Origin of the sequence: Sulfuriferula plumbiphila (assembly GCF_009938015.1) — a bacterium.
GTDB classification, from domain to species: domain Bacteria; phylum Pseudomonadota; class Gammaproteobacteria; order Burkholderiales; family Sulfuriferulaceae; genus Sulfuriferula; species Sulfuriferula plumbiphila.
In genome coordinates this window covers 2,076,795-2,097,011 of sequence record NZ_AP021884.1, presented here as the reverse complement: position 1 = coordinate 2,097,011, position 20,217 = coordinate 2,076,795, and the positions used below count along the sequence as shown (strand labels likewise).

Here is a 20,217-nt window from a genome sequence, read left to right as displayed (position 1 = left end):
CGCTGCGGTTTTGTTGTATTTGCGACAAAGCCCGACATTGCGCCTGGCGCAGTTCCATGAAAAGGCACGGACTATGCCTGGGATGCGGCTTGCTCGAGATGCCGGGCTGCGCGTTGCGCCGCCGCACCGCGCGCCGAAACGGGTTTCCGGGAGCTCGCTCATGTTGAATGCATCGCTGCTATCGATTATCGAACAGGCGGGAGTCGCCGTGCTCACCCTGACCGAGGGGCTGGAAAAAGATGAATTCCTCGCCTCGCGCCTTACCCGCGCGGAAACACTGCGCCAGGTAAAGATCATCAGCGAGAGCGCAGCCAGCCTGCCGCCACAGATGCAAACCATGCTCGCCGAAGTGGACTGGGCGGGGTGGCGCATCGTCGCACGGCAACTCGGTGCCAACAAGGGCGCGGAACAGGACGCGCTGTGGTTCGCCGTGTGTTCCCTGGTACCGGCCACACTGATGTGGATGCAGGTCTATCGCAAAGAGCAGCCAGAGATTTTCGAATGCAAGCCATTGGCTGATGTGAGCGGAACAAGACCATGAATCTGCAGATCGAGTGGCCTTATATCGAGGCCATGATCACGGAATTCCCGTGCCTCGCGCCGCTACAGGATCAGTTGCGCTTCGGCAACAAGGTAACGATGCCGTTCAACCAGCTCTCCGGCATCGAACTGGGTTTCCTCGGCAATCTCTACCGGGAAGCCGGTCCCGCCATGCGCACGCGCGCGGCGCAACTCGCCACGCTGCAACGGGCGTTCGACGGCCAGGGCACCCGCTTTGGTCCCGACGACGATCTGGAAATGCTGATGCCGGCGATCGCCTGCTACCTGGCGACGGATGCCATGCGTGGCTGGCTGCTTCGGGTGAACGTATCGGACAAACCGTTGGCCTATGTGGTCACCCGCCTCGACTATATCGCGTCGTCCAACGACGAGACCGGCAAGGTAGTGCTGGAACTCAGGGCCAATGCCAAGGGCACGCTTGCCACTTCGGCTTTCCGCATTTCCGCCGCCGATATCGTCGGCAAGACCGTGGCGGAAATGATCGCCGCCAAAGGTTACGTGCGCGAAAGCGCCGAATTGATCGGCGCCTACGACGATAGCGTGGCGCGCTATTTCGACTGGCGCGGCCAATATGGCGCACAGTTCTCCGCCCAAGGCACCGGTTTTTACGCCGAAGACCCGGCCGCGACCCACCGCGACACCGACTGGTCGCGCAAGGACGTGGTGGTGCTGTCGAGCGGCGGCGTCACCCGGCTGGTGAACGACGAGGGCATCCTGAGTGCGCGCACCACCACCCTGGAAGCGACGGGGGATATCCTTGGCCCGTATCTGCGCAGGGCGGCGAAGAGCAATCAATACAATGCCGAAGAGGCCATCGGCGAATCCCGGGCCGCGATGCCCAGGGGGCTGTTCACGCAACTGCCGGTGCATCCCTACATCTTCATGTTCCACCTCGATCTGCACCACTACCTGTGGGTGCATGTGGACGACATCGCACCCTACGAATACCAGCCGGCATTGAAGCAGAAGCTGATCCTGCCGCCGGAGCAGACCGACCTCATCGACATCCTGACCGCCGAGATGGACGTGCTGATGGACGATATCGTGGCCGGCAAGTCCGGCGGCACCACGGTGCTGTGCGCCGGCCCGGCTGGCGTGGGCAAGACGCTGACCGCCGAGGTGTATTCGGAAATCATCCAGCGCCCCTTGTACCGCGTGCATTCCGGACAACTGGGGCTGAACGTGGCGGCGATGGAGACCGCGCTCAAGGACGTGCTGACCCGGGCGCAGCGCTGGGGCGCGGTGATGCTGATCGACGAGGCGGATGTCTACATCAAGCGCCGCGACGACAACATCGCCATGAACGCCGTGGTCGGCGTATTCCTGCGCGTGCTGGAATATTTCAACGGCCTGCTGTTCCTCACCACCAATCGGGTGGACGACATCGACGAGGCCATCGTCTCGCGCTGTATCGCCATGATCCGCTATTACCCGCCCGACAGTGAAGCACGGCGCAGGATCTGGCAGGTGATGCTGGAGCAGTTCGCGCTGGAGATCGATGGCACGCTGCTGGACGAACTGGTTGAACTGTTTCCCAGCGCCAGCGGCCGCGACATCAAAGGGCTGGCCAAGCTGGCGGCCAAGTTTTGCAACCACAAGCAGGTCAAACCCAGTTCCGAGGTATTCAGGCGCTGCTCGATATTTCGCGGCATGGAACTGGATCGGCCAGCGCAGCAGCCTTGTCCCGTATGAATCAGCAACAGGAGAAGCCCATGCAAGCCTGCATCACATTTGAAGGCGAACACGTCAACATGGCATCCCCGGACGAGATCGCCGCAGGCATCAAGGCGGCCAGCGTGGTGTTCTCACACCACAACGCCGACCCGCTGGCCTGCGCGGCGGCCAAGGAAAAGCTCGAGAAAGACGAGCCGCTGACCAGGGATGAAGCGCTGCTGTGCGTGATCTGGCAGACGGCGGAGGACAAAGCCTTTCGCGCCGTGACCTTGAACTGGATGGTGCGCGGGGATACCGACATCTGGCTCGCCGTGAGCCCCAGCGCGCAATGACCGTCGAACAACTGATCATGGCACTGCAACAGATGCCCGGGCAGGCGGTGGTGCTGTTCGAAGGCGATGCCGGCTACTCTCTGGTCGGTGGCCTGAACATCGAAGAAAACGGCAACGGCATGCCGGACGAAGTGATTCTGTTTCCGTCGATGGAAGACGATTAGGAACCTGTTCTACCCCACGCATGCAACGCATCATAGGAGAACCATATTATGGGAACTTACATCAAGACCACCGAGGATGGACGCAGGCTGCAAGTCATCGGCCGCGCTGTCTATCTGGACGGGGTGAAAGAGGCCGAGTGGCTGCTTGCGATTGTCCAGCACCCCAACTGGAAAGCCATCCTCGAAGCGGTGCCCAATGCCACCCATCTGGCCGGGCGCGTCCCGCTCACCTGGGAAGAGGCGCTCGTCGCGCAGGCCGCACTGAACGAAGCGCGCGACGCGTATGAGTCCAGCCCGACCGGCATTGCCGAGCGCATGCGCGTTTCGATCAATGTCGTCACCTCGATCCGCGACTGAACAGCACGTATGATCTACATTGTTGAAATTCCCCACCAGAAGCGCCCGCATGCCTGGTTCGCATTCAGCCGTGAAGACTTCGTGCTCAAGGTGCGTGCGACCCATGGATCGAAAGTGGATCAGGCCGGATCGGCAAATGAATTCGATGCGTGCGTCGCTGCGCTTGCGCACGATCTCAAGGATTATCGCGTACACCTCAGCGATGAGCTGGCGATCGGCGCGCTGCAAAGCGATCCGCTGTACGACAAGTACGACGGGTTTTACGCGCACATGGCGCTGCGCGAGCAACTGGTTGCGATGGACACCCTGGAGGACGATTTGTGAGTTGCCATGAAATGGACATTGCCCGGGAGTCGCCATGAATGAGATAGACATAGATATCGCCGTCGTCGGCGCCGGTCTGTGCGGCCTGGCGTTGGCACGCACACTGCACGCGCGCGTCTGGGCGGGCGGATACTGGGCGAACGCAGCGCCAGCGGCATGGCGCTTGATCTCGGCCCGACCTGGTTCTGGCCCGAAGCCGAACCGCACATGGCTGCGCTGATTGCAGAACTGGGTCTGGATGCCTATCCCCAGCACGATAGCGGCACGGTGCTGCGCATGCGCGATCCGAACGAAAAAACCGAAAGCAGCGATCAGGCCGTCCATGGCGGCGCGCAGCGCCTGAGCGGCGGCATGTCCGAACTGGTGCGGGCGCTATCCGGATTCCTGCCGGCGGAACACCTGCGGCTGGCGCATGAACTGGTCGCGGTGACCGACGTGGGCGCGTATCTCGAACTGCGTTTCCGCTGCGATGGTGGGGAGACCGGCGCAGCGGAAACCGTGATCCGCGCGCGTCGCGTGGTGCTGGCCGTGCCGCCGCGTCTGCTGCTCGAGCGCGTGCGCTTCACGCCCGCGCTCGACCCGGCACTGATCGAGGCGATGCGCGCCACGCCCACCTGGATGGCCACGCAGGCCAAGGCGCTGATGACCTACACGCAGGCTTTCTGGCGCGCAGACGGCCATTCCGGCAATGCCTTCGTGCGCCATGAACAGGCGGTACTGGGCGAAATCTTCGATGCCTGCGGCGGCACCGACCCCAGCGTGGGCGGCGCAGCGCTGGGCGGTTTTTGCGCCATGAATCCGGAACAGCGCAAGCACTTCGAATCCGGCATGCCCATGCTGGTGCGCAGCCAACTGTCGCAACTGTTTGGCGAACCTGCCGAGCTGGGTGAGCTGCATCTCCATGACTGGGTTGACGAGCCGTATACCTGCGCGGCGCTCGATCAGGCCGAGCCCGCCGATGCGCCCGAATACGGCCAGCCCGCGCTGACGCGCAGCTGGTACGGGGGTCGATTGCATTTCGGTGCCAGCGAGACCGCACTGCATGGCGGCGGCCACATGGAAGGCGCGCTGGACGCCGCCATGCGATTGCAGCAAGCGCTGGCTCCGGCGCGCTCGTCTCAGCCCCTCTCCGCGCTCAACGCGCACTGCATCGAGCGCTTCGCCACGTGGGCGGGTGTGCAGCGCGAATCAGCGCTCGCTGCCTGCCAGCGCACGCTGCACGAACGGCTATCCAGCCAGGCGCGCGAGCAGCTGACCCGTCACAGCGTGCTGGACAGCCTGGTTGAGACCTGCCCGGCGAGCACACGCCGGAGTCGGCGTATCTGGAGGATATCCGGCGTGATATGTACGCCGCCTGGCGCAGCTTCGTGCTCGCCGGCAACGACATCCTGATGCAAAAAGCCTCATGAAGCTCTACATGACCCCCGGCTCGTGTTCCACCGGCATCCATATCTTGCTGGAGGAACTCGACCAGGCTTTCGAGGCCTACATCGTGAACCTGCCGGCAGGCGACCACACCAGGCCCGATTACCTGGCGATCAACCCGAAGTCCAGCATCCCGACGCTGGTGCGCGACGATGGCTCCGTGCTGACCGAGTTTCAGGCGATCGCCTGGTGGCTTGCGCGCAGCCATCCCAAAGCCAGGCTGCTGCCGGGCGATGCGGACGGCGATGCGCGCGTGATCGAGGCGATGGATTACGTCGTCGGCACCCTTCATGGCCAGGGATTCGCCCGTATTTTTATCACGGACACGTTTACGCCGAACGAAGCCGACCACGAAGCGGTGAGGGCGCGCGGCCGCGAAATCGTCGAGCGGGGATTCGCGCTGATGAACGATGCACTGGCCGGCAAGGAATATGTCGTCGGCAGTTTTTCCATTGCCGATGCGGCGCTGTTTTACGTGGAATTCTGGGCGGACAAACTGGCCATTGACCTGCCCGAGCACTGCCGCGCGCATTACCAGCGCATGCTGGCGCGTCCGGTGGTGCAGCGGGTGCTGCGGGAAGAGGGGTATCGCTGATGTGCCAGCGGCGAGCGAAATGCAACGGGAGGACGGATCAATGGGAAACTTTTTTACACGGGGCTTGAAGCCCCTCGCGGAGCTTCCCCTCGACCCGTGCTATGCAGGGTTGAGCGATGCCTATCACACACCCGTCACGCCGACGCCCTTGCCGCAACCGCGACTGGTGCATTTCAACGAGCGGCTCGCCGTAGAGCTGGGCATCGATACCGGAGATCAGGCGCTGATCGACATTCTCTCCGGCAACCGCCCATGGCCCGCCTATGCGCCGGTCGCATCCGTCTATGCCGGGCATCAATTCGGCGCCTGGGTTTCGCAACTGGGCGACGGCCGCGCGCTGACCATCGCGGAAATCCGCAAGCCGGATGGCGAGCGGGTGGAACTGCAACTCAAAGGTGCGGGAAAGACACCCTATTCGCGCGGTTCCGACGGCCGCGCGGTGCTGCGTTCGTCGATCCGCGAATACCTTTGTTCCGAAGCCATGCACGCGCTGGGCATTCCCACCACGCGCAGCCTCAGCCTGGTGGCTTCGCCGCATCCGGTGCAGCGCGAAACGCTGGAGACCGCCGCGGTGGTGTGTCGTGTCGCGCCCAGCTTCGTGCGCTTCGGCCAATTCGAATTCTTCTACCATCGGGGCCAGCATGCACAGCTCGCACCGCTGGCCGATCACGTCATTGCGCAAAACTTCCCGCACCTGGTTGATCGACCGGATCGCTACGCGCGCTGGCTGGAGGAGGTGATCGAACGCACCGCGTGCCTGATCGCGCAGTGGCAAACGGTGGGCTTCTGCCACGGGGTGATGAACACCGACAACTTCTCCATTCTCGGTCTCACCCTGGATTACGGCCCGTTCGGCTTCATGGACGCCTTCCGCCAGCACCATGTCTGCAACCATTCCGATTACGAGGGACGTTACGGCTACGACAGCCAGCCCCTGATCGGGCAGTGGAACAGCTCGCGCCTGTTGCAGACCATGCTGCCGCTGCTCTCCGACAATCAGGAAGAAGCGGCGGACATCGTCACCGATATTTACGAACGCTATTCCTCCACCTACTCGCAGGAAGCCCTGCGCCGCTGGGCGGACAAGCTGGGACTGCGCGAAGTGCGCGAGGGCGACGCAAGTCTGATCAGTCGTCTGCTCACCATTCTGCATCAGAGCAAAAGCGATTTCACGCGCAGTTTCCGCCACCTGTCGCGGGTGCGCACCGACAGCGATGCACCGGCCACGGGGGTGCGCGAAGAGATTGCCGATCTCCAGGCGTTCGATGCCTGGGTCACGGATTACCGCGCGCGGCTGCGTTCCGAGCAGAATACCGACGACGCTGCGCGCGCGGCACGGATGAATCAGGTCAACCCGAAATACGTGCTGCGCAATCATCTCGCCCAGGCTGCGATCGAAAGCGCCATGAACGACGACGACACGGAAGTCGCCGCGCTGATGCGGCTGCTCAACCGCCCCTACGATGAGCAGCCCGACATGGAGCGCTACGCTGCCGCGCCACCCGACGAACTGCGCCATCTGGAAATCGGCTGCTCGTCGTAACGTTATGGAAGCCGAAACCGGCAGCGGATTCGTGGTGGCGGAAATGAACACGCACCACTTCATGTTCAAGGGTGCGGGGCGCAACCGGGAAAGCGCTCGCGTCGCGCTTATGAACGCCTGGCGGGTGCATCGCAGCGCACTGCTGGCACGCTACCCGGAACGGACTGACGCCATTCCGGACGAGACCAAAATGGAACAGCACTTTAAAATTCATTATCTGGAATTCGAATTGGATGCGGGCTATCGCGATGGCGAGCGCCTGGTGTGACCAGTCTGGCGCGCGAGCGCTTTCCATCACCTCCATGAAGAGACACAAACCATCATGAATTATGCCTTCCCGCCTGCCCCCGTCGTCACCCTGGACGCCATGTCGAGCAACCCGTTTCCGGTGCGCCGCATTTTCTGCGTCGGGCGCAATTACCCCGATCATGCGCGCGAAATGGGCGCCGATCCCGAGCGCGACGAACCCTTCTTCTTCATGAAGCCAGCCGGCGCCATCCTGCATAACAATTCCGTGCTGCCCTATCCACCCGCCACCAGCAATTTGCAGCCGGAAGTGGAGTTGGTGGTGGCCTTGCACAAGGGCGGCAGAAACATCCCGGTCGACAAGGTCGATTACGACTATGTGTTCGGCTATGCCGTGGGCCTGGACATGACCCGGCGCGACCTGCAGCTGGCCGCGCGCGAGAAAGGGCGACCCTGGGATATGGCCAAGGGATTCGACCATTCGGCACCATGCAGCGCGATCACGCCGGAGTTTTATGCGGGGAACATCAGCCGGGGCAAGATCGAGCTCAAGGTGAATGGCGAAATACGCCAGAGCGGCGATGTCGCCGACATGATTCTGAAGATTCCCCAGATGGTTCACACCCTGTCGAATCTGGTCGAGCTGTTTCCCGGCGACCTGATCTTTACCGGCACCCCTGCCGGCGTGGCGCCGGTGGTGAAGGGCGATGTCATCGAAGCCACGGTAGCCGGGCTGGAGCCGTTGATCATCACGATAGGCTAGCTGGCCCAACAAGGCTTTCGCGTATTCCAACCAACAGATCGCACGCACACTATGAGCAACCATCCTCTGTTTGATCACAACCGCGTGATCTTGAGTCACTACGACAGCTATAGCGCCGCCCTGGTCTTTGCCCGCTACGGCGCCAGCATTCTGGCAACCACGCCCTTGCCGCAATCGGCAGTACCCATGCCCGCACCCGGCGACGTCACTGAACTACACGACCCCGGCGCGGTGTTGGCCGTGATAGTGGCGCAAGCGGGCCTCGACCCCGCGCAATTACGCCTGGATGAGGGCTTCCAGGAATGGAAGTCGAGCGACAGCGGTCCCATTCGTCTCCATCTTGTTCGTTTCACGACACTGGATACGCCTCGCCAGGCGATAGAACTGCTCGGCGGCGTATTCAAGTCGATCAGTGAAATGCGCGGACTCCCCATGATCGAGCTGAATCTGATGCGTCAGATTTTCAATCTGACCATGGGTGGCTGAGGCCTCGCCACATGCGGCTTTTTATCAATCAGGAGTGAAGCATGGCTTACGAAAACGTCTGCAAACAGAGTCTGCTCTATGAGGGCGAACTGGTTCCCTGCAAGCTGGGCGATCAGGAAATCGTCATCATGTGGCCCGACGGCGGCAAGCCCAAAGCCTATGAAGCGCGCTGCCCCCATGAAGGCGTCTCGCTGGGACGCGGCGACTTCAACGGCCGCATCCTGTATTGCACCGCGCACGGCTGGGTCTTCGACGGCCATAGCGGAAAATGCCTGCAGCCAACCGGGTGGGCGATGAAGGAGTACCCCATGCGGCTCGAAAACGGCATGGTGCAAGTGGATATTGCGGGCGGCTGACACGACGCCGGGTTGAGTTACTTCGCCGTTGCTGAACAGGGTTTTAAATCTCACCGGGAAAACAGGGAGAATGGTATGGACGCTTGCCCCCGGCGACGGGCTACTGAGGTGGCGTAGGGTGGGGCGAAGGTGGATCCTCATGGGCCGACGGCATCTAAGTGCCAAATCGGGAGGAACATGGAGTTCTTCACAGGCAAACCCGAGGATCCATCATGAAGCATGGCGTAGTCGGCATTGATATTGCAAAACGGGTATTTCAACTGCATTGGGTTGATATTGAGACGGGAGAGATCGTGAGTTTGCAGCTCAAGCGAGAAAAGTTTCTGGCGCATTTTGCCAGGCATCGTGATCGAAGCCCTGCGTGAACAATGGCAGCGCATTACGGAGCTGGATATACAAATTGCAGGAATTGAGCTCAAGCTTAAAAGCTGGTTAAAGGTGGACAAGGCGGCCCGCGCCATTGCTGACATTCCCGGTGTGGGCCTGTTGACCGCCACCGCTGCGGTGGCCACGATGGGCGATGCCAAAGCCTTCAAGTCAGGCCGTGAGTTTGCGGCTTGGGTGGGCTTGGTGCCTGGGCAAACCGGCACGGGCGGGAAGACGAGGCTACTGGGCATCAGCAAGCGTGGTGACACCTATTTGCGAACCCTGCTCATCCACGGCGCCCGCTCGGTATTGGTACACGCCAAGCAACCTGGGGCGTGGGTTGACGAATTAGGCAAGCGCAGGCCATCCAATGTGGTGGTGGTCGCGCTGGCCAACAAGATGGCGCGAATGATCTGGGCGATGCTGGCCCATGACCGGGCGTACCAGGGCGACTGGGTCAGCATCAGGCCAGCATAGGGCCATGCACTGGGCAGTCAAAGAATAACGAACACAGGAGTGAATGCTGAAAGGTTGCGATAGGTAATTGTGTGTGATGGCAAACAGGTCAGACCGTGGCTTGCTGAACCTGAATGATGAGCTGGACATCAATAGTCCGCCAGGAGAATGAGGGGCAAGTCAGCGAATTCCATCGGGGCCCGCAGGGAAATAGCCTGCAACAAGGCCGGATATAGAACTGCAGCCTTGTCTTGTTTACCAAAACACAGAAATACCCTTGGCAATCGGGAAGCGTCCATATAGAACATCATGTCTTTGGATTTGAAAATGGAATGGTCCGATACCGACGTCGCGAAATTGTTAGGCTCCGTCAATGATGATCGGGACTGGCGTCTGGAAGCCGACAAGAACGGCATCGTCAGTCTGCAGGACAAAACCAGCCACCCGACCGACGTCGCCTATGACGAAAGCCTGCACTGCTTTTTCGAGATGTGGCATCAGGGAACCGACTTTGTCGGCGCCTCGGCGGCGAGCGACAAACAATTGGTGGCAAGTGTTGCAAAAGCCTTGCGCAACAACTATCCCGATCTGGTCAAAGGCCAGTTTATTTTTATCTAGCCTCCCCGAGCCCGGCTCGTGATTCCCGATATGCCCATGCCCTCAAAATTTACCTCTCTCCCCCCGGAACTCCTGCAGACGCATCCCGCGTTGAGCCTGCTGCGCCTGGCGGCGCTATCCGCCGGCCCCGATGGCAGGCTGGACGACGAGACGCTGGAGCTGATGTTCACACAGGTCGCAACTGGCGCGCTGGTCGGCATGGTGGCGGCCGACGCGTGGCCGGAACTGGTTCGCGGCCTGATGGCCCGGACGCCATCGAACATGTTCCGCACCCTGTACGCCTGCGGCGCATTATCGGTGGTGCTGCCCGACGTGGCGGCCGTGTTCGGCGTGCCGCAAATCGCCGACGATCCGCCGCAGGTCGACATCGGCCAGCATCTGCTGCGCGTGCTGGACGAGGCGGCCCGCTGCGGCGCACCGTTGCCGGTGCGCTTCGCCGCGATGGCGATGCATGTCGGCAAATCGGACTCACCGCCCGAGCATCTGCCCATCCACTATCGCCACGTCGAGCGCGGTCGCCCCCGCATTGAGGCGATGTGTGCGCGTTTCGATGTGCCGGCAGATTGCCGCGAACTGGCCCTGCTCGCGCTCGTCGAATGCGAGCGGGTGCACCGTGTATCGGAAATACGTGCCGGCCCGGTGGCCGCAATGCTGGAACGCCTGGGCGCGTTCGACCGGCCGCAACACTTCACGCAGCTGATGATGCTGTGCGCGTGCGACTACCGCGCCTATCCGCGGCGCACGACGCACGACTATCCCAAGGCCAGCCTGCTGGACATCGCGTTAAAGGCCTGCGCCGCCATCGATGAAATCGGACTCTCCGCAGATGGCTTGCAGGAAGCGCGCGCCGCCGCGATCGCCGTCGCGTTCGGCTCGGAGCGCTGGTCGAATTCGCAGACATGAGCCAGCCATGACGAACGCCGCCACGGAGACCGGCAGCATCGACACCCATCCATCCGCTGCGCGTGTACGCCGAAGCGGCGATCCCAAAGCCGGCCATGAAACGCTACAAGGCATTCCTGCGCGAGGGTCTGTTCGGTTAGCCTGTCCATAGCCGGGTGCTTCGCGATGAAGGATTACATCCACGGACTCAGCGAACAGCGCATGGTCAAGCGCGCCCCGAATCGGCCGATCGATTTCGGGGTGGACCGGGATTACATCTTCTCCTGTTTGAAGGATGTCGAACAAAGCTTCGGATTGCAGGGTTTTCCCGGCCTCGCCCCGCAACAGATACCGGCGCGCATGCTCATCCAACAGCTCATCGTCTGGTGGCGCACCCTCGAACCCGCTAACGCGACCCAGCAGACCGCCTACGCCCGCCTGCCAGGCGCCATCCGGCTCATCGACACCATTTCCGCCTGGTGGGCGGAGCATGCTGGCAACGCGCATGAGGATTGATGTCGGGTAGGCTGAGCAGGTTGTCATACATTCCGGATGGGTAGGGGTGGCGGAAACCCGGAAGGACGAGTCGCTCGGTTGTTACGAAAAGGCGCTGAGCAAGTTATTGGTTTGCGAAATAACGCATTGCGACCGTAGCCAAAATTCCAACAATCGCCAAAATCGCCATTGTCTGAAGTATGGTAAGACCTTGTTGTGCATTTTTTGCATTGCTCATATTTGATTATCCCAATGTGGATAGATTGAGCTTCCCCCGGTTTTTTCGTCTGCCAAAGGTCGGCAGCATTCACCGCAGCATCAGGCGACCACCCGAAAACAGGATCAGGTCTGCCGATATGACAGTACTGTCGCCTGGCGCCTCCTGGCAGGGAGTACGCATACCAGCCAGAAGTGACTGTCTTTGCTTATCCGGCGAGTCGATGTGCAAACGCAAATACAGTTTGACGAACAAAGCGGTTTGGCAGTAAAACCGGAACTCCCGCGTCGCTACATTCCGACCATCCAGTTTGCGTCGAATAAGCAGTCAGGTTGCCATTATGAATGAATCTCCCGTTTGCCCGATATGCATACCACCCGATTTTTCAGGAGTGACAGAGGTGAAGCTCACACCGCAACCGCCGCTCAAGGATTATCTGGAAGCCATGCGCGTAGCCAATGCCGAGGCAGATTTCCGTCTTGGCGAATACATGCTGCTGTCGTGGTATGACCGCGACCGCGATTTCGAATCCCCGCAGCACGCCAGCGAATGCCACGAGAACAGCGCCGTGCCGGGCTATGTCGATTACGGGCTATTTCATGGCGCCAAGCTGAAGGTGGACATTGAAGCGGGCCGCTTCGTGTTCTTCTACATACCCGTCGATGCCTAGGCGCATATCATAAAATCAGCCGCTGGCTAAAATCCCCTAAAACAGTGCCGCTTGCCTGTCAGCGAGGCGACGCCAGCCCTATGATGACCATGAAGGTCTGCTGCTCGGACGAAACAGTCGGTCAACTTAGTTGCAGCGAGCAAGCGGCTATGAGTCGCTAATCGGCCATTGAACGGCCAGCGTTTCCCGTGCTGGTAAGGATAGTCAACACTTCGATGGCTGTGGTCGCGGCAGCAATTGAGCGTGTGGTAGAAGTTTCCCATATTGATCGACCCGCTCGAACCGCAACACGACTTAATCGACCATCTTTCATCTTTAAGACACTGGCTGCCGTTGTGCCACACTGATAAACTGATCGACTTATGCCAAGCCAATCAGAACACTCAAAATGAAGCGCTGCGTTGTCGGAATCCGCCGTGGCGGTGACGCTGAAGTTGCCGGTAGCGGGAAGTACGCCCCCACCGTCTGGTTCCCATCGATGGCGACGATGGCGGCAGTGTTGTCGGAAGACAACCGGGCGTTACTTTGCATCATTCGTGATGCAAAACCCAAGACACTGACCGAGTTGGCCGCGCTGTCCGGGCGTCAGGTGCCCAACCTCTCGCGTACTCTCCGAATGATGGAGGGCTACGGATTGGTTGAACTCAAGCGTAATGTGCGCGAAATCGAGCCGATTGCACGGGCCACGGATTTTCTGGTGGTGCTGGATTCACCGCAGGGGGAGCGAGAATGAAATTTGAGGTGTATTGCGATGAGGCCAACCCGGATGTCCTGACGTCTGCGAATCCCCGTGCGCGTTACCTCATGATTGGCAGCCTGTGGCTACCGGAGGAACTACGCGATGAGATCAAGGCACGGATTGGTGCGCTGAGGCAACGGCACCAGGCGTGGGGGGAAATCAAGTGGAGCAAGGTGTCCCCGAATCGCAAGGATTTCTACGTCGAGTTGATTGATCTATTCGTTAGCTACGGTGACAACCTTCGTTTTCGCTGCATTGCCGTTGACCGCACCCAGCTCAATCTGGCGCTTCACGACAATGATGGCGAGCTTGGGTTCTATAAGTTCTATTACCAACTTCTGCACCACTGGATACTCGACTTCAACGCCTACCGCGTCTTCTGCGACATCAAGAGTAACCGTGACCCCAAGCGCCTGCCCGTGCTCACTCGATGCCTGTCGCGCGCCAACCTGACCTCGAACATCGATAGCGTCCAGTCGCTTCCTTCTCACGAAGTTGTCCTGATACAGCTATGTGATTTGCTGCTCGGGGCCGCAAGCAGCCGGATAAACGGAACGTTGCGCGACGGAACGGCCAAGTCCGCCGTCGTCAGCCGCCTCGAATCTGCTTTGGGCTGTTTACTCGCCCCTACGCACAAAGGCGAAGAGAAGTTCAACATTTTCCAGATTCGATTGCAGGGAGGCTGGTGATGGCATTGCCGCCGCTGGTTCATTACGCCACCGCCGCTGAATACCGAACGCACTATGAGCGAGTCTACTGCCGTGGGAATATCCTGACCTTCGACGGCATTCGTGTGTATTTTGCGCCTGGCAAGTTTGGTCACATGTTCTACGAGAGCACGGCGCGGAATGGAATCAAGGACGCCTTCTCCCCCGTCCGTGCGCAACGCATCGACTGGGTCAAGGTGACGCTGGAACACCCTACTGCTGCGCTGTTCGACGGGTGGGACAAGACTTCGCGCCAATACGATGCCACCCGCCGGGTGGCAGTTGTGTACGAGGATTTTGTCGTTGTGGTGGCGATGAGCCTGAAACTCGATGGTTCGCTAAAGGCCAACTTCGTGACTTGTTATCAGGCTGATAACAGTATTGGGAAAATCAGGACGTCGCCGGCATGGTCCCGGGCAGCTTGCCTGCATCTGTTGGGAGGGACGCCTTGATAGCGACCCGAAAAAAACAAAGGCCGCTGATTCGCTACGCGGGTTCAGCGGCCGAGACCTCGATTGGTTCAAAGCCGATAGGCAGTGAGCTCGACTTGGTATTCTACCCAGAGCTGATCGCTTGTCAAGTTACGCGTGGCCCTGTCCGCGGGACACAAGCGATTGCAACAACAATACGAAATCTGGAATCTAAATGTGCAGCCTGGCCGCAGCGAATCCAGCGTCATTTCATTGATGGAGCCCCGTTGTTTTTTTTGGATGTCGTTATGTAGATAAAGGTGATAACGGTATTGGTTGGGCACGAATCGATGCAAACAATGGATATCGCAGCAGCAGAAGCATCCGTCAAACGCGGCATGATGGGTTGGGAGCATGAAAGTGCGGGATAACCCGGACGAGAGTACGCAGGAAAGGCGTGAACATGAATTGGAACAATGGCTTGCACAAAAGATCATGTGACCTGGCCGACGTCAATATGTGCAAGGTAGTGCTTCCCGATTGGAAGGAAAGGCTGCCGGTTGACTACGCCAGCCAAGTGACGGTCCCGGTTGAATTTGAGTATTTCGAGGAACCGACGGCCCACGCATACAAGCTTATTGGCAACGATGAGCATGGGCAGTGTTGCTATTACCGCCATCGATACTCGCTGATGCGCGAGGTCCTGGACGACGATGATAATTTCTATCAGGAAGAGGCGTACTGGGAAGAAGTGCGTGCCTGGCGGCTTCATGGGGGTGAGTGGTTGCAGTGCAGTATTGCAGCGGGCGACGCAGGGGGGTGCCGGGATCGGCGGCTGAAGGTTCAATACACGGTGACCCCAACCCGTCCGAGATGAGGGGTGCAGTAGAGTCTGGCGCAGTACCTTGGGTGCAGCGGCAGCGGTTCTGAATCATTGGGAAATTTGGTGTAGACATGAATAAGGGTATTCAACCGATATTGCGGCTGGCCGAAGCATCCGGCAAGCGGGCTGGGAAAGGGCGTATCGAGCTGCTGGAAGCGATCGCCGGGACGGGCTTGATTGCAGCAGCGGCAAAGGCCGTCGGACTGAGCTACAAGGGCGCCTGGCAAGCGGTGGAGGAAATGAACAACCTGTCCCGCGAGCCGCTGGTGGAGCGGGTGGCGGGGGGCAGGCACGGTGGCGGCACGGTGCTCACTGCCCTCGGCTTGCAGGTGTTGTCGATGTTTCGAAGGCTGGAAGGACAGTACCGGGAGTTCCTCGCCGCCCTGCGGGCGACAGGGGATTTTGAACGTTTTTATCAATTGATGCGGAGGTTCGAGATGAAGACGAGTGCGCGTAACGAGTTTCTGGGCCGGGTCAGGGCCGTGAAGAAAGGCGCGGTGAATGCCGAGGTGGTGCTGGACATCGGTAGTGGCGCCGGGCTGGTGGCCATCATCACCAATGAGAGTGTGGACAATCTCGGCCTGGAGGTCGGCGTGGAGGCCTATGCCCTGATCAAGGCCCCCTGGGTGATCGTGACTGCGGCGGACTGCCAGCTCAGAACCAGCGCCCGCAACAAGTTATGCGGCGTGGTGACCCGCTGTCAGGAGGGCGCGGTGAACGGCGAGGTGGTGATCGAACTGGACGGCGGCAAGCACGTGGCGGCCATCATCACCAACGAGAGCATCCAGAGCCTCGGTCTCAAGGAGGGCGTGCGCGCCTGCGCCCTGATCAAGGCCTCCCATATCATCCTGGCGGTAACCACCTGATCACGGAAAGGAACCATCATGAATCGCAAGTTCTCTCGCCGGCTCGCGCTCCCTCTCCTTGTTTTTGGCCTGGCCGCCGGCCCGGCAGGCGCGGACGAGGTGCAGGTGGCGGTGGCCGCCAATTTCACTGCGCCGATGCAAAAGATCGGCGCTGATTTCGAGAAGGACACCGGCCACAAGACAGTGCTGTCTTTCGGCGCCACCGGCAGCTTCTACGCCCAGATCAGGAACGGCGCCCCCTTCGATATTCTGCTTGCCGCCGACGACGAAACCCCGGCCAGGCTGGAGAAAGAAGGGCTGGGCGTGTCCGGCAGCCGCTTCACCTACGCCATCGGCAAGCTGGTGCTATGGAGTGCCAGGCCTGGATTCGTGGACGACAAGGGCGATGTGCTGAAGAAGGGCGACTTTCGGCACGTGTCCATCGCCAACCCGAAACTCGCCCCCTATGGCGCCGCTGCCGTGGAGGCGCTGACCAGACTCGGCCTGCTGTCTGCCATGCAGGCCAAGTTCGTGCAGGGCGAAAACATCGCACAGACTTATCAGTTTATCTCCACCGGCAATGCCGGACTGGGCTTCGTCGCCCTGTCCCAGGTGCTCAACAAGGAAGGCAAGCTGGCCAGCGGTTCGGCCTGGGTGCTGCCAAATAATCTGTATTCGCCCATCCGCCAGGACGCGGTGATCCTCACCAACGGCAAGGACAAGACCGCTGCTGCCGCCCTGATGAAGTACCTCAAGAGTGGCAAGGCGAAGGCGGTGATCAAATCCTACGGCTACGACTTCTAGGTGCAGGGCGCTACGTTGCCGACGGATGGCGATCTCTCGGCCATCTGGCTGACCCTCAGGCTGGCGACGCTCACCACTATCCTGCTGCTCGTCATCGGCACCCCCATTGCCTGGTGGCTGGCAAGTGCTGGGCTTCTCCATTGGAACCGCTGACCTGATCGGATGAGCACGCCGGAGACGCCATCGATGGGCTTTGCCAGTAATCGCGAAAACCGGGCACTTTAAAATACTGGACTCTCCCACCATAGTAAGGTTTAACATGAGGCCGTCAGCTATTTTCGGGAGCACCGCTATGCCATCCGTATCACCAGCGCCGCAAGCCACACAGGAACAGCGCCTGCAAATTACCGGCATGACCTGCGCCTCGTGCGTGGCGCGGGTGGAAAAAGGCCTGCGTAAAGTCCCCGGTGTCTGTGATGTCAGCGTCAACCTCGCCACGGAGCAGGCCAGCATCACTGCCAGCCCGGAAGTGGTCGCGGCCGACCTGGTGGCGGCGGTGCAAAAGGCCGGCTACGAAGTCGCCGTGCAGGAAATCAACCTTGGTATCCAGGGCATGACCTGCGCCTCCTGCGTGGCGCGGGTGGAGAAGGCGCTGGGCAAGGTGCCGGGCGTGCGCTCGGTGTCGGTCAATCTGGCGACCGAGCAGGCGCGCGTCGAGGCAAATGCAGGCACGTCGCTGGAGGCATTGCGGCAGGCCGTGCGCGCAGCAGGCTATGAAGTGGTAGCGCTTGCCGATAGCGCAAGCGGTCAGGCACCGCCAACCCGCTGGCCGGAATGGTGGCCGGTGGCGCTGTCGGCTGCGTTGAGTTTGCCGCTGGTGGCGCAGATGATCGGATTGTTGTTCGGGCAGCACTGGTCATTGCCCGGCTGGGTGCAATGGGCGCTGGCCACGCCGGTGCAGTTCTGGCTCGGCGGGCGTTTTTATCGCGCCGGCTGGAAGGCGGTCAAGGCCGGAACCGGCAACATGGATTTGCTGGTGGCGCTAGGGACGTCGGCAGCGTACGGGCTGTCGGTTTACCTGCTGTTCGTGCCTTCCGGCCATGCCATGCAACACTTGTATTTCGAGGCATCAGCCGTGGTCATTACCCTGGTGTTGCTGGGCAAATGGCTGGAAACCCGCGCCAAACGTGAGACTACTGCGGCCATTCGCGCGCTGCAGGCGCTACGCCCGGACACCGCGCGGGTGCGCCGCGATGGCGTGGATGTCGAGGTCGCGTTGGCTGCCGTGCAGGTCGGCGATCTGGTCGTGGTGCGCCCGGGTGAGCGCATCGCCGTGGATGGCGTGATACGCGAAGGCCACAGCGAAGTGGACGAATCGCTCATCACCGGCGAGAGCATGCCGCTCGGCAAAGGCCCCGCTGCGCGTGTCACCGGCGGTTCGGTGAATGGCGACGGTTTGCTGCTGGTGGAAACCCTGGCGGTGGGTGCGGAAACCACGCTGGCACGCATCATCCGCATGGTGGAAAACGCGCAGGCCGCCAAGGCACCCATACAGCGCCTGGTGGACAAAGTCAGTGCGGTATTTGTGCCAGTGGTGCTGGTCATTGCACTGGTGACATTGCTGGGCTGGGGCTTCGCCAGCGGCGACTGGCAGCAGGCGCTGCTGAACGCGGTCGCGGTGCTGGTCATCGCCTGCCCGTGCGCGCTGGGCCTGGCGACACCGACAGCGATCATGGTCGGCACCGGTATTGCCGCGCATTACGGCATCCTGATCAAGGACGCAGAAGCGCTGGAAGTCGCGCATGCGGTGCGCTGTGTGGCGTTCGACAAAACCGGCACGCTCACCGCAGGCCACCCCGAGCTGGTCGCGCTGGAACCCGCAGCGGGCAGCGCAGATGACACGCTGCGCCTGGCCGCCAGCGTGCAGCAGGGCAGCGAACATCCGCTGGCACGCGCGGTGATGCGTGCGGCTGCCGCCAAACACCTGGCCCTGGCCAGCGCCAGCGCAGTCAAGGCGCTGCCCGGGCTGGGGATAGAAGCGCAGATCGACGGCGCCACACTGTCTCTGGGCAGCGGCCGTCTGATGCAAAACCTGCGAATCGCGACCACGCCGCTCGCCGCCAGCGCCGCCCGCCACGAGCAAGCCGGGCACAGCGTGTCCTGGCTGGCGCGCAGCATCGACGGGCACGGCACATTGCTCGGCCTGTTGGCCTTTGGCGACACCCTCAAGCCCTCGGCACAGGCCGCCATTGCCCAGTTGCAGGCACAAGGCGTGCGCACCGTGATGCTCACCGGCGACAATCCGGGCAGCGCCAAAGCGGTGGCGCGAGCCCTGGGGATAGACGAATTCAAAGCCGAAATCCTGCCTGCCGACAAAGCGCAGGCGGTAGCCGATTTGAAAGCCGACGGTACGGTCGTGGCGATGGTGGGCGACGGGATCAACGATGCCCCGGCGCTGGCCGCAGCGGATGTGGGTATCGCCATGTCCACCGGCACCGACGTGGCCATGCACACTGCCGGAGTCACGCTGATGCGCGGCGACCCCATGCTGGTGGCGGATACGCTCGACATCTCGCGCAAGACCTACCGCAAAATCCGCCACAATTTGTTCTGGGCATTCATCTACAACGTGGTCGGCATCCCGCTCGCGGCATTCGGCCTGCTCAACCCGGTCATCGCCGGGGCGGCCATGGCGTTCAGCAGCTTCAGCGTGGTGTCCAACGCACTGCTGCTGCGGCGCTGGCGGCCTGCCGGGCAGCGCAACCAGGATTGAACCTTAAAACTTAACCGCGGAATTCACGGAGAACACGGAGTAAAAACAACGGACAGCAGATCACCTGAATTCACCCACTGGGTGAGGCCATAAAAGCCCAGGATTGCCTTCCTCTGCGCCCTCCGTAAACTCCTGGTCAACTTGCTTTTCTAGTTTGAATGGAGGCCGCATGGATATATCTTCCTGCAATATTGGCGGCGCAGCGCAGGCATCCGGCGTCTCCGCCAAGATGATCCGGCATTACGAAGCCATCGGCCTGATCGCCAGACCCAGGCGCAGCTTTTCCGGTTATCGCACCTATTCGGAGAGCGACATCCACACCCTGCGTTTTATCAAGCAGGCACGGAATCTCGGCTTCTCGATGAAACAAATTGTCATGCTGCTCAGCCTGTGGCAAAACCGCACGCGTCCCAGCCGCGAGGTAAAGAGCATTGCGCTGCAACATATCCAGGAACTGGACGAAAAAATCCGCGAAATGCAGACCATGAAAGCCACCCTGGAACGTCTCGCCAAACACTGCCACGGCGACGACCGCCCGGACTGCCCGATACTCGATGGGCTGGCGGCGTCGTAGAATCGGCAGGCG

At 60.9% G+C, this 20,217-nt stretch carries 26 protein-coding genes and 1 pseudogene; all 27 read left to right on the top strand.

Features of this window, described 5'->3' with window-relative positions; all coding sequences use genetic code 11:
- The first annotated feature begins 160 nt into the window (after nucleotides 1-160).
- Entirely contained in the window at nucleotides 161-541 is a 381-nt protein-coding gene (locus GZH91_RS10880) for a ribonuclease HepT family protein (protein ID WP_147074954.1), read from the top strand.
- Nucleotides 538-2,253, top strand: coding sequence for an AAA family ATPase (locus GZH91_RS10875; RefSeq protein ID WP_147074955.1), 1,716 nt, complete (start codon nucleotides 538-540; stop codon nucleotides 2,251-2,253). The genes GZH91_RS10880 and GZH91_RS10875 overlap by 4 nt, the downstream gene beginning before the upstream one ends.
- Before the next feature lie 20 nt (nucleotides 2,254-2,273).
- A complete protein-coding gene (locus GZH91_RS10870; protein ID WP_124703979.1) occupies nucleotides 2,274-2,567 on the top strand; it encodes a hypothetical protein in 294 nt (97 codons plus the stop codon).
- Nucleotides 2,564-2,731 carry a hypothetical protein gene (locus GZH91_RS17655; RefSeq protein ID WP_170227465.1) on the top strand — a complete coding sequence of 56 codons (168 nt, stop codon included), beginning with the start codon at nucleotides 2,564-2,566 and terminating at the stop codon, nucleotides 2,729-2,731. Before GZH91_RS10870 ends, GZH91_RS17655 begins: the two co-directional genes overlap by 4 nt.
- A 48-nt stretch (nucleotides 2,732-2,779) precedes the next feature.
- The gene (locus tag GZH91_RS10865; protein WP_124703980.1) at nucleotides 2,780-3,088 is read left to right on the top strand and encodes a hypothetical protein; all 309 of its coding nucleotides are present in this window, start codon (nucleotides 2,780-2,782) and stop codon (nucleotides 3,086-3,088) included.
- 9 nt (nucleotides 3,089-3,097) lie between these two features.
- A complete protein-coding gene (locus GZH91_RS10860; protein ID WP_147074956.1) occupies nucleotides 3,098-3,412 on the top strand; it encodes a hypothetical protein in 315 nt (104 codons plus the stop codon).
- Nucleotides 3,413-3,490: 78 nt separating this feature from the next.
- Nucleotides 3,491-4,804, top strand: a complete 1,314-nt coding sequence (locus GZH91_RS10855) for a flavin monoamine oxidase family protein (RefSeq protein ID WP_147074957.1) — start codon at nucleotides 3,491-3,493, stop codon at nucleotides 4,802-4,804.
- Between the two features lie 13 nt (nucleotides 4,805-4,817).
- The gene (locus tag GZH91_RS10850) at nucleotides 4,818-5,432 is read left to right on the top strand and encodes a glutathione S-transferase family protein (RefSeq protein WP_147074958.1); all 615 of its coding nucleotides are present in this window, start codon (nucleotides 4,818-4,820) and stop codon (nucleotides 5,430-5,432) included.
- Between the two features lie 40 nt (nucleotides 5,433-5,472).
- A complete protein-coding gene (locus GZH91_RS10845) occupies nucleotides 5,473-6,975 on the top strand; it encodes a protein adenylyltransferase SelO (RefSeq protein ID WP_147074959.1) in 1,503 nt (500 codons plus the stop codon).
- A 4-nt stretch (nucleotides 6,976-6,979) separates the two neighbouring features.
- Complete coding sequence (locus GZH91_RS10840; protein ID WP_147074960.1) at nucleotides 6,980-7,243, top strand: hypothetical protein; 264 nt, start codon at nucleotides 6,980-6,982, stop codon at nucleotides 7,241-7,243.
- 54 nt (nucleotides 7,244-7,297) lie between these two features.
- Nucleotides 7,298-7,984, top strand: coding sequence for a fumarylacetoacetate hydrolase family protein (locus tag GZH91_RS10835; protein WP_147074961.1), 687 nt, complete (start codon nucleotides 7,298-7,300; stop codon nucleotides 7,982-7,984).
- A gap of 51 nt (nucleotides 7,985-8,035) precedes the next feature.
- A complete protein-coding gene (locus GZH91_RS10830; RefSeq protein WP_147074962.1) occupies nucleotides 8,036-8,470 on the top strand; it encodes a hypothetical protein in 435 nt (144 codons plus the stop codon).
- 41 nt (nucleotides 8,471-8,511) lie between these two features.
- Complete coding sequence (locus tag GZH91_RS10825; RefSeq protein WP_147074963.1) at nucleotides 8,512-8,826, top strand: Rieske (2Fe-2S) protein; 315 nt, start codon at nucleotides 8,512-8,514, stop codon at nucleotides 8,824-8,826.
- 212 nt (nucleotides 8,827-9,038) lie between these two features.
- The gene (locus GZH91_RS17820) at nucleotides 9,039-9,191 is read left to right on the top strand and encodes a hypothetical protein (protein WP_161984248.1); all 153 of its coding nucleotides are present in this window, start codon (nucleotides 9,039-9,041) and stop codon (nucleotides 9,189-9,191) included.
- Nucleotides 9,160-9,669: pseudogene (locus tag GZH91_RS10815) on the top strand (IS110 family RNA-guided transposase); the annotation flags it as partial. The gene GZH91_RS17820 and the pseudogene GZH91_RS10815, both read left to right, overlap by 32 nt.
- A 306-nt stretch (nucleotides 9,670-9,975) precedes the next feature.
- Nucleotides 9,976-10,266 carry a hypothetical protein gene (locus tag GZH91_RS10810; RefSeq protein ID WP_198415296.1) on the top strand — a complete coding sequence of 97 codons (291 nt, stop codon included), beginning with the start codon at nucleotides 9,976-9,978 and terminating at the stop codon, nucleotides 10,264-10,266.
- Nucleotides 10,267-10,302: 36 nt separating this feature from the next.
- Nucleotides 10,303-11,169, top strand: coding sequence for a tRNA nucleotidyltransferase (locus GZH91_RS10805; protein WP_147075139.1), 867 nt, complete (start codon nucleotides 10,303-10,305; stop codon nucleotides 11,167-11,169).
- A 165-nt stretch (nucleotides 11,170-11,334) separates the two neighbouring features.
- Nucleotides 11,335-11,664, top strand: coding sequence for a hypothetical protein (locus GZH91_RS10800; protein ID WP_147075125.1), 330 nt, complete (start codon nucleotides 11,335-11,337; stop codon nucleotides 11,662-11,664).
- A 596-nt stretch (nucleotides 11,665-12,260) separates the two neighbouring features.
- Nucleotides 12,261-12,530, top strand: coding sequence for an AF1514 family protein (locus GZH91_RS10795; RefSeq protein ID WP_232522176.1), 270 nt, complete (start codon nucleotides 12,261-12,263; stop codon nucleotides 12,528-12,530).
- Between the two features lie 388 nt (nucleotides 12,531-12,918).
- Complete coding sequence (locus tag GZH91_RS10790) at nucleotides 12,919-13,263, top strand: HVO_A0114 family putative DNA-binding protein (protein WP_147075128.1); 345 nt, start codon at nucleotides 12,919-12,921, stop codon at nucleotides 13,261-13,263.
- Nucleotides 13,260-13,958, top strand: coding sequence for a DUF3800 domain-containing protein (locus GZH91_RS10785; RefSeq protein ID WP_147075130.1), 699 nt, complete (start codon nucleotides 13,260-13,262; stop codon nucleotides 13,956-13,958). The genes GZH91_RS10790 and GZH91_RS10785 overlap by 4 nt, the downstream gene beginning before the upstream one ends.
- On the top strand, nucleotides 13,958-14,428 hold the full coding sequence (locus GZH91_RS10780) for a hypothetical protein (protein ID WP_147075133.1): 471 nt from the start codon (nucleotides 13,958-13,960) through the stop codon (nucleotides 14,426-14,428). Before GZH91_RS10785 ends, GZH91_RS10780 begins: the two co-directional genes overlap by 1 nt.
- 421 nt (nucleotides 14,429-14,849) lie before the next feature.
- Nucleotides 14,850-15,263: a hypothetical protein gene (locus GZH91_RS10775; RefSeq protein WP_147075135.1), complete on the top strand. Its 414-nt coding sequence runs from the start codon at nucleotides 14,850-14,852 to the stop codon at nucleotides 15,261-15,263.
- A 77-nt stretch (nucleotides 15,264-15,340) separates the two neighbouring features.
- Nucleotides 15,341-16,135 (top strand): TOBE domain-containing protein, encoded by a 795-nt coding sequence (locus GZH91_RS10770; RefSeq protein WP_161984247.1) that lies wholly within the window; start codon nucleotides 15,341-15,343, stop codon nucleotides 16,133-16,135.
- An 18-nt stretch (nucleotides 16,136-16,153) separates the two neighbouring features.
- Nucleotides 16,154-16,918, top strand: a complete 765-nt coding sequence (gene modA, locus GZH91_RS10765) for a molybdate ABC transporter substrate-binding protein (protein WP_147075181.1) — start codon at nucleotides 16,154-16,156, stop codon at nucleotides 16,916-16,918.
- 292 nt (nucleotides 16,919-17,210) lie between these two features.
- Nucleotides 17,211-19,631, top strand: coding sequence for a heavy metal translocating P-type ATPase (locus GZH91_RS10755; RefSeq protein WP_198415295.1), 2,421 nt, complete (start codon nucleotides 17,211-17,213; stop codon nucleotides 19,629-19,631).
- 169 nt (nucleotides 19,632-19,800) lie between these two features.
- On the top strand, nucleotides 19,801-20,205 hold the full coding sequence (cueR, locus tag GZH91_RS10750; protein WP_147074848.1) for a Cu(I)-responsive transcriptional regulator: 405 nt from the start codon (nucleotides 19,801-19,803) through the stop codon (nucleotides 20,203-20,205).
- Nucleotides 20,206-20,217: the final 12 nt, after the last annotated feature.

Bases quoted from the DNA above. Each gene is read 5' to 3' on its own strand.
- GZH91_RS10755 (WP_198415295.1), top strand. From the start codon at position 17,211: ATGCCATCCGTATCACCAGCGCCGCAAGCCACACAGGAACAGCGCCTG.
- GZH91_RS10800 (WP_147075125.1), top strand. From the start codon at position 11,335: ATGAAGGATTACATCCACGGACTCAGCGAACAGCGCATGGTCAAGCGC.
- GZH91_RS10785 (WP_147075130.1), top strand. From the start codon at position 13,260: ATGAAATTTGAGGTGTATTGCGATGAGGCCAACCCGGATGTCCTGACG.
- GZH91_RS10790 (WP_147075128.1), top strand. From the start codon at position 12,919: ATGAAGCGCTGCGTTGTCGGAATCCGCCGTGGCGGTGACGCTGAAGTT.
- GZH91_RS10840 (WP_147074960.1), top strand. From the start codon at position 6,980: ATGGAAGCCGAAACCGGCAGCGGATTCGTGGTGGCGGAAATGAACACG.
- GZH91_RS10780 (WP_147075133.1), top strand. From the start codon at position 13,958: ATGGCATTGCCGCCGCTGGTTCATTACGCCACCGCCGCTGAATACCGA.
- GZH91_RS10775 (WP_147075135.1), top strand. From the start codon at position 14,850: ATGAATTGGAACAATGGCTTGCACAAAAGATCATGTGACCTGGCCGAC.
- GZH91_RS10805 (WP_147075139.1), top strand. From the start codon at position 10,303: ATGCCCTCAAAATTTACCTCTCTCCCCCCGGAACTCCTGCAGACGCAT.
- modA (WP_147075181.1), top strand. From the start codon at position 16,154: ATGAATCGCAAGTTCTCTCGCCGGCTCGCGCTCCCTCTCCTTGTTTTT.
- GZH91_RS10810 (WP_198415296.1), top strand. From the start codon at position 9,976: ATGGAATGGTCCGATACCGACGTCGCGAAATTGTTAGGCTCCGTCAAT.
- GZH91_RS10865 (WP_124703980.1), top strand. From the start codon at position 2,780: ATGGGAACTTACATCAAGACCACCGAGGATGGACGCAGGCTGCAAGTC.
- GZH91_RS10830 (WP_147074962.1), top strand. From the start codon at position 8,036: ATGAGCAACCATCCTCTGTTTGATCACAACCGCGTGATCTTGAGTCAC.
- cueR (WP_147074848.1), top strand. From the start codon at position 19,801: ATGGATATATCTTCCTGCAATATTGGCGGCGCAGCGCAGGCATCCGGC.
- GZH91_RS10825 (WP_147074963.1), top strand. From the start codon at position 8,512: ATGGCTTACGAAAACGTCTGCAAACAGAGTCTGCTCTATGAGGGCGAA.
- GZH91_RS17655 (WP_170227465.1), top strand. From the start codon at position 2,564: ATGACCGTCGAACAACTGATCATGGCACTGCAACAGATGCCCGGGCAG.
- GZH91_RS10870 (WP_124703979.1), top strand. From the start codon at position 2,274: ATGCAAGCCTGCATCACATTTGAAGGCGAACACGTCAACATGGCATCC.
- GZH91_RS10850 (WP_147074958.1), top strand. From the start codon at position 4,818: ATGAAGCTCTACATGACCCCCGGCTCGTGTTCCACCGGCATCCATATC.
- GZH91_RS10875 (WP_147074955.1), top strand. From the start codon at position 538: ATGAATCTGCAGATCGAGTGGCCTTATATCGAGGCCATGATCACGGAA.
- GZH91_RS10845 (WP_147074959.1), top strand. From the start codon at position 5,473: ATGGGAAACTTTTTTACACGGGGCTTGAAGCCCCTCGCGGAGCTTCCC.
- GZH91_RS10770 (WP_161984247.1), top strand. From the start codon at position 15,341: ATGAATAAGGGTATTCAACCGATATTGCGGCTGGCCGAAGCATCCGGC.
- GZH91_RS10880 (WP_147074954.1), top strand. From the start codon at position 161: ATGTTGAATGCATCGCTGCTATCGATTATCGAACAGGCGGGAGTCGCC.
- GZH91_RS10835 (WP_147074961.1), top strand. From the start codon at position 7,298: ATGAATTATGCCTTCCCGCCTGCCCCCGTCGTCACCCTGGACGCCATG.
- GZH91_RS10860 (WP_147074956.1), top strand. From the start codon at position 3,098: ATGATCTACATTGTTGAAATTCCCCACCAGAAGCGCCCGCATGCCTGG.
- GZH91_RS17820 (WP_161984248.1), top strand. From the start codon at position 9,039: ATGAAGCATGGCGTAGTCGGCATTGATATTGCAAAACGGGTATTTCAA.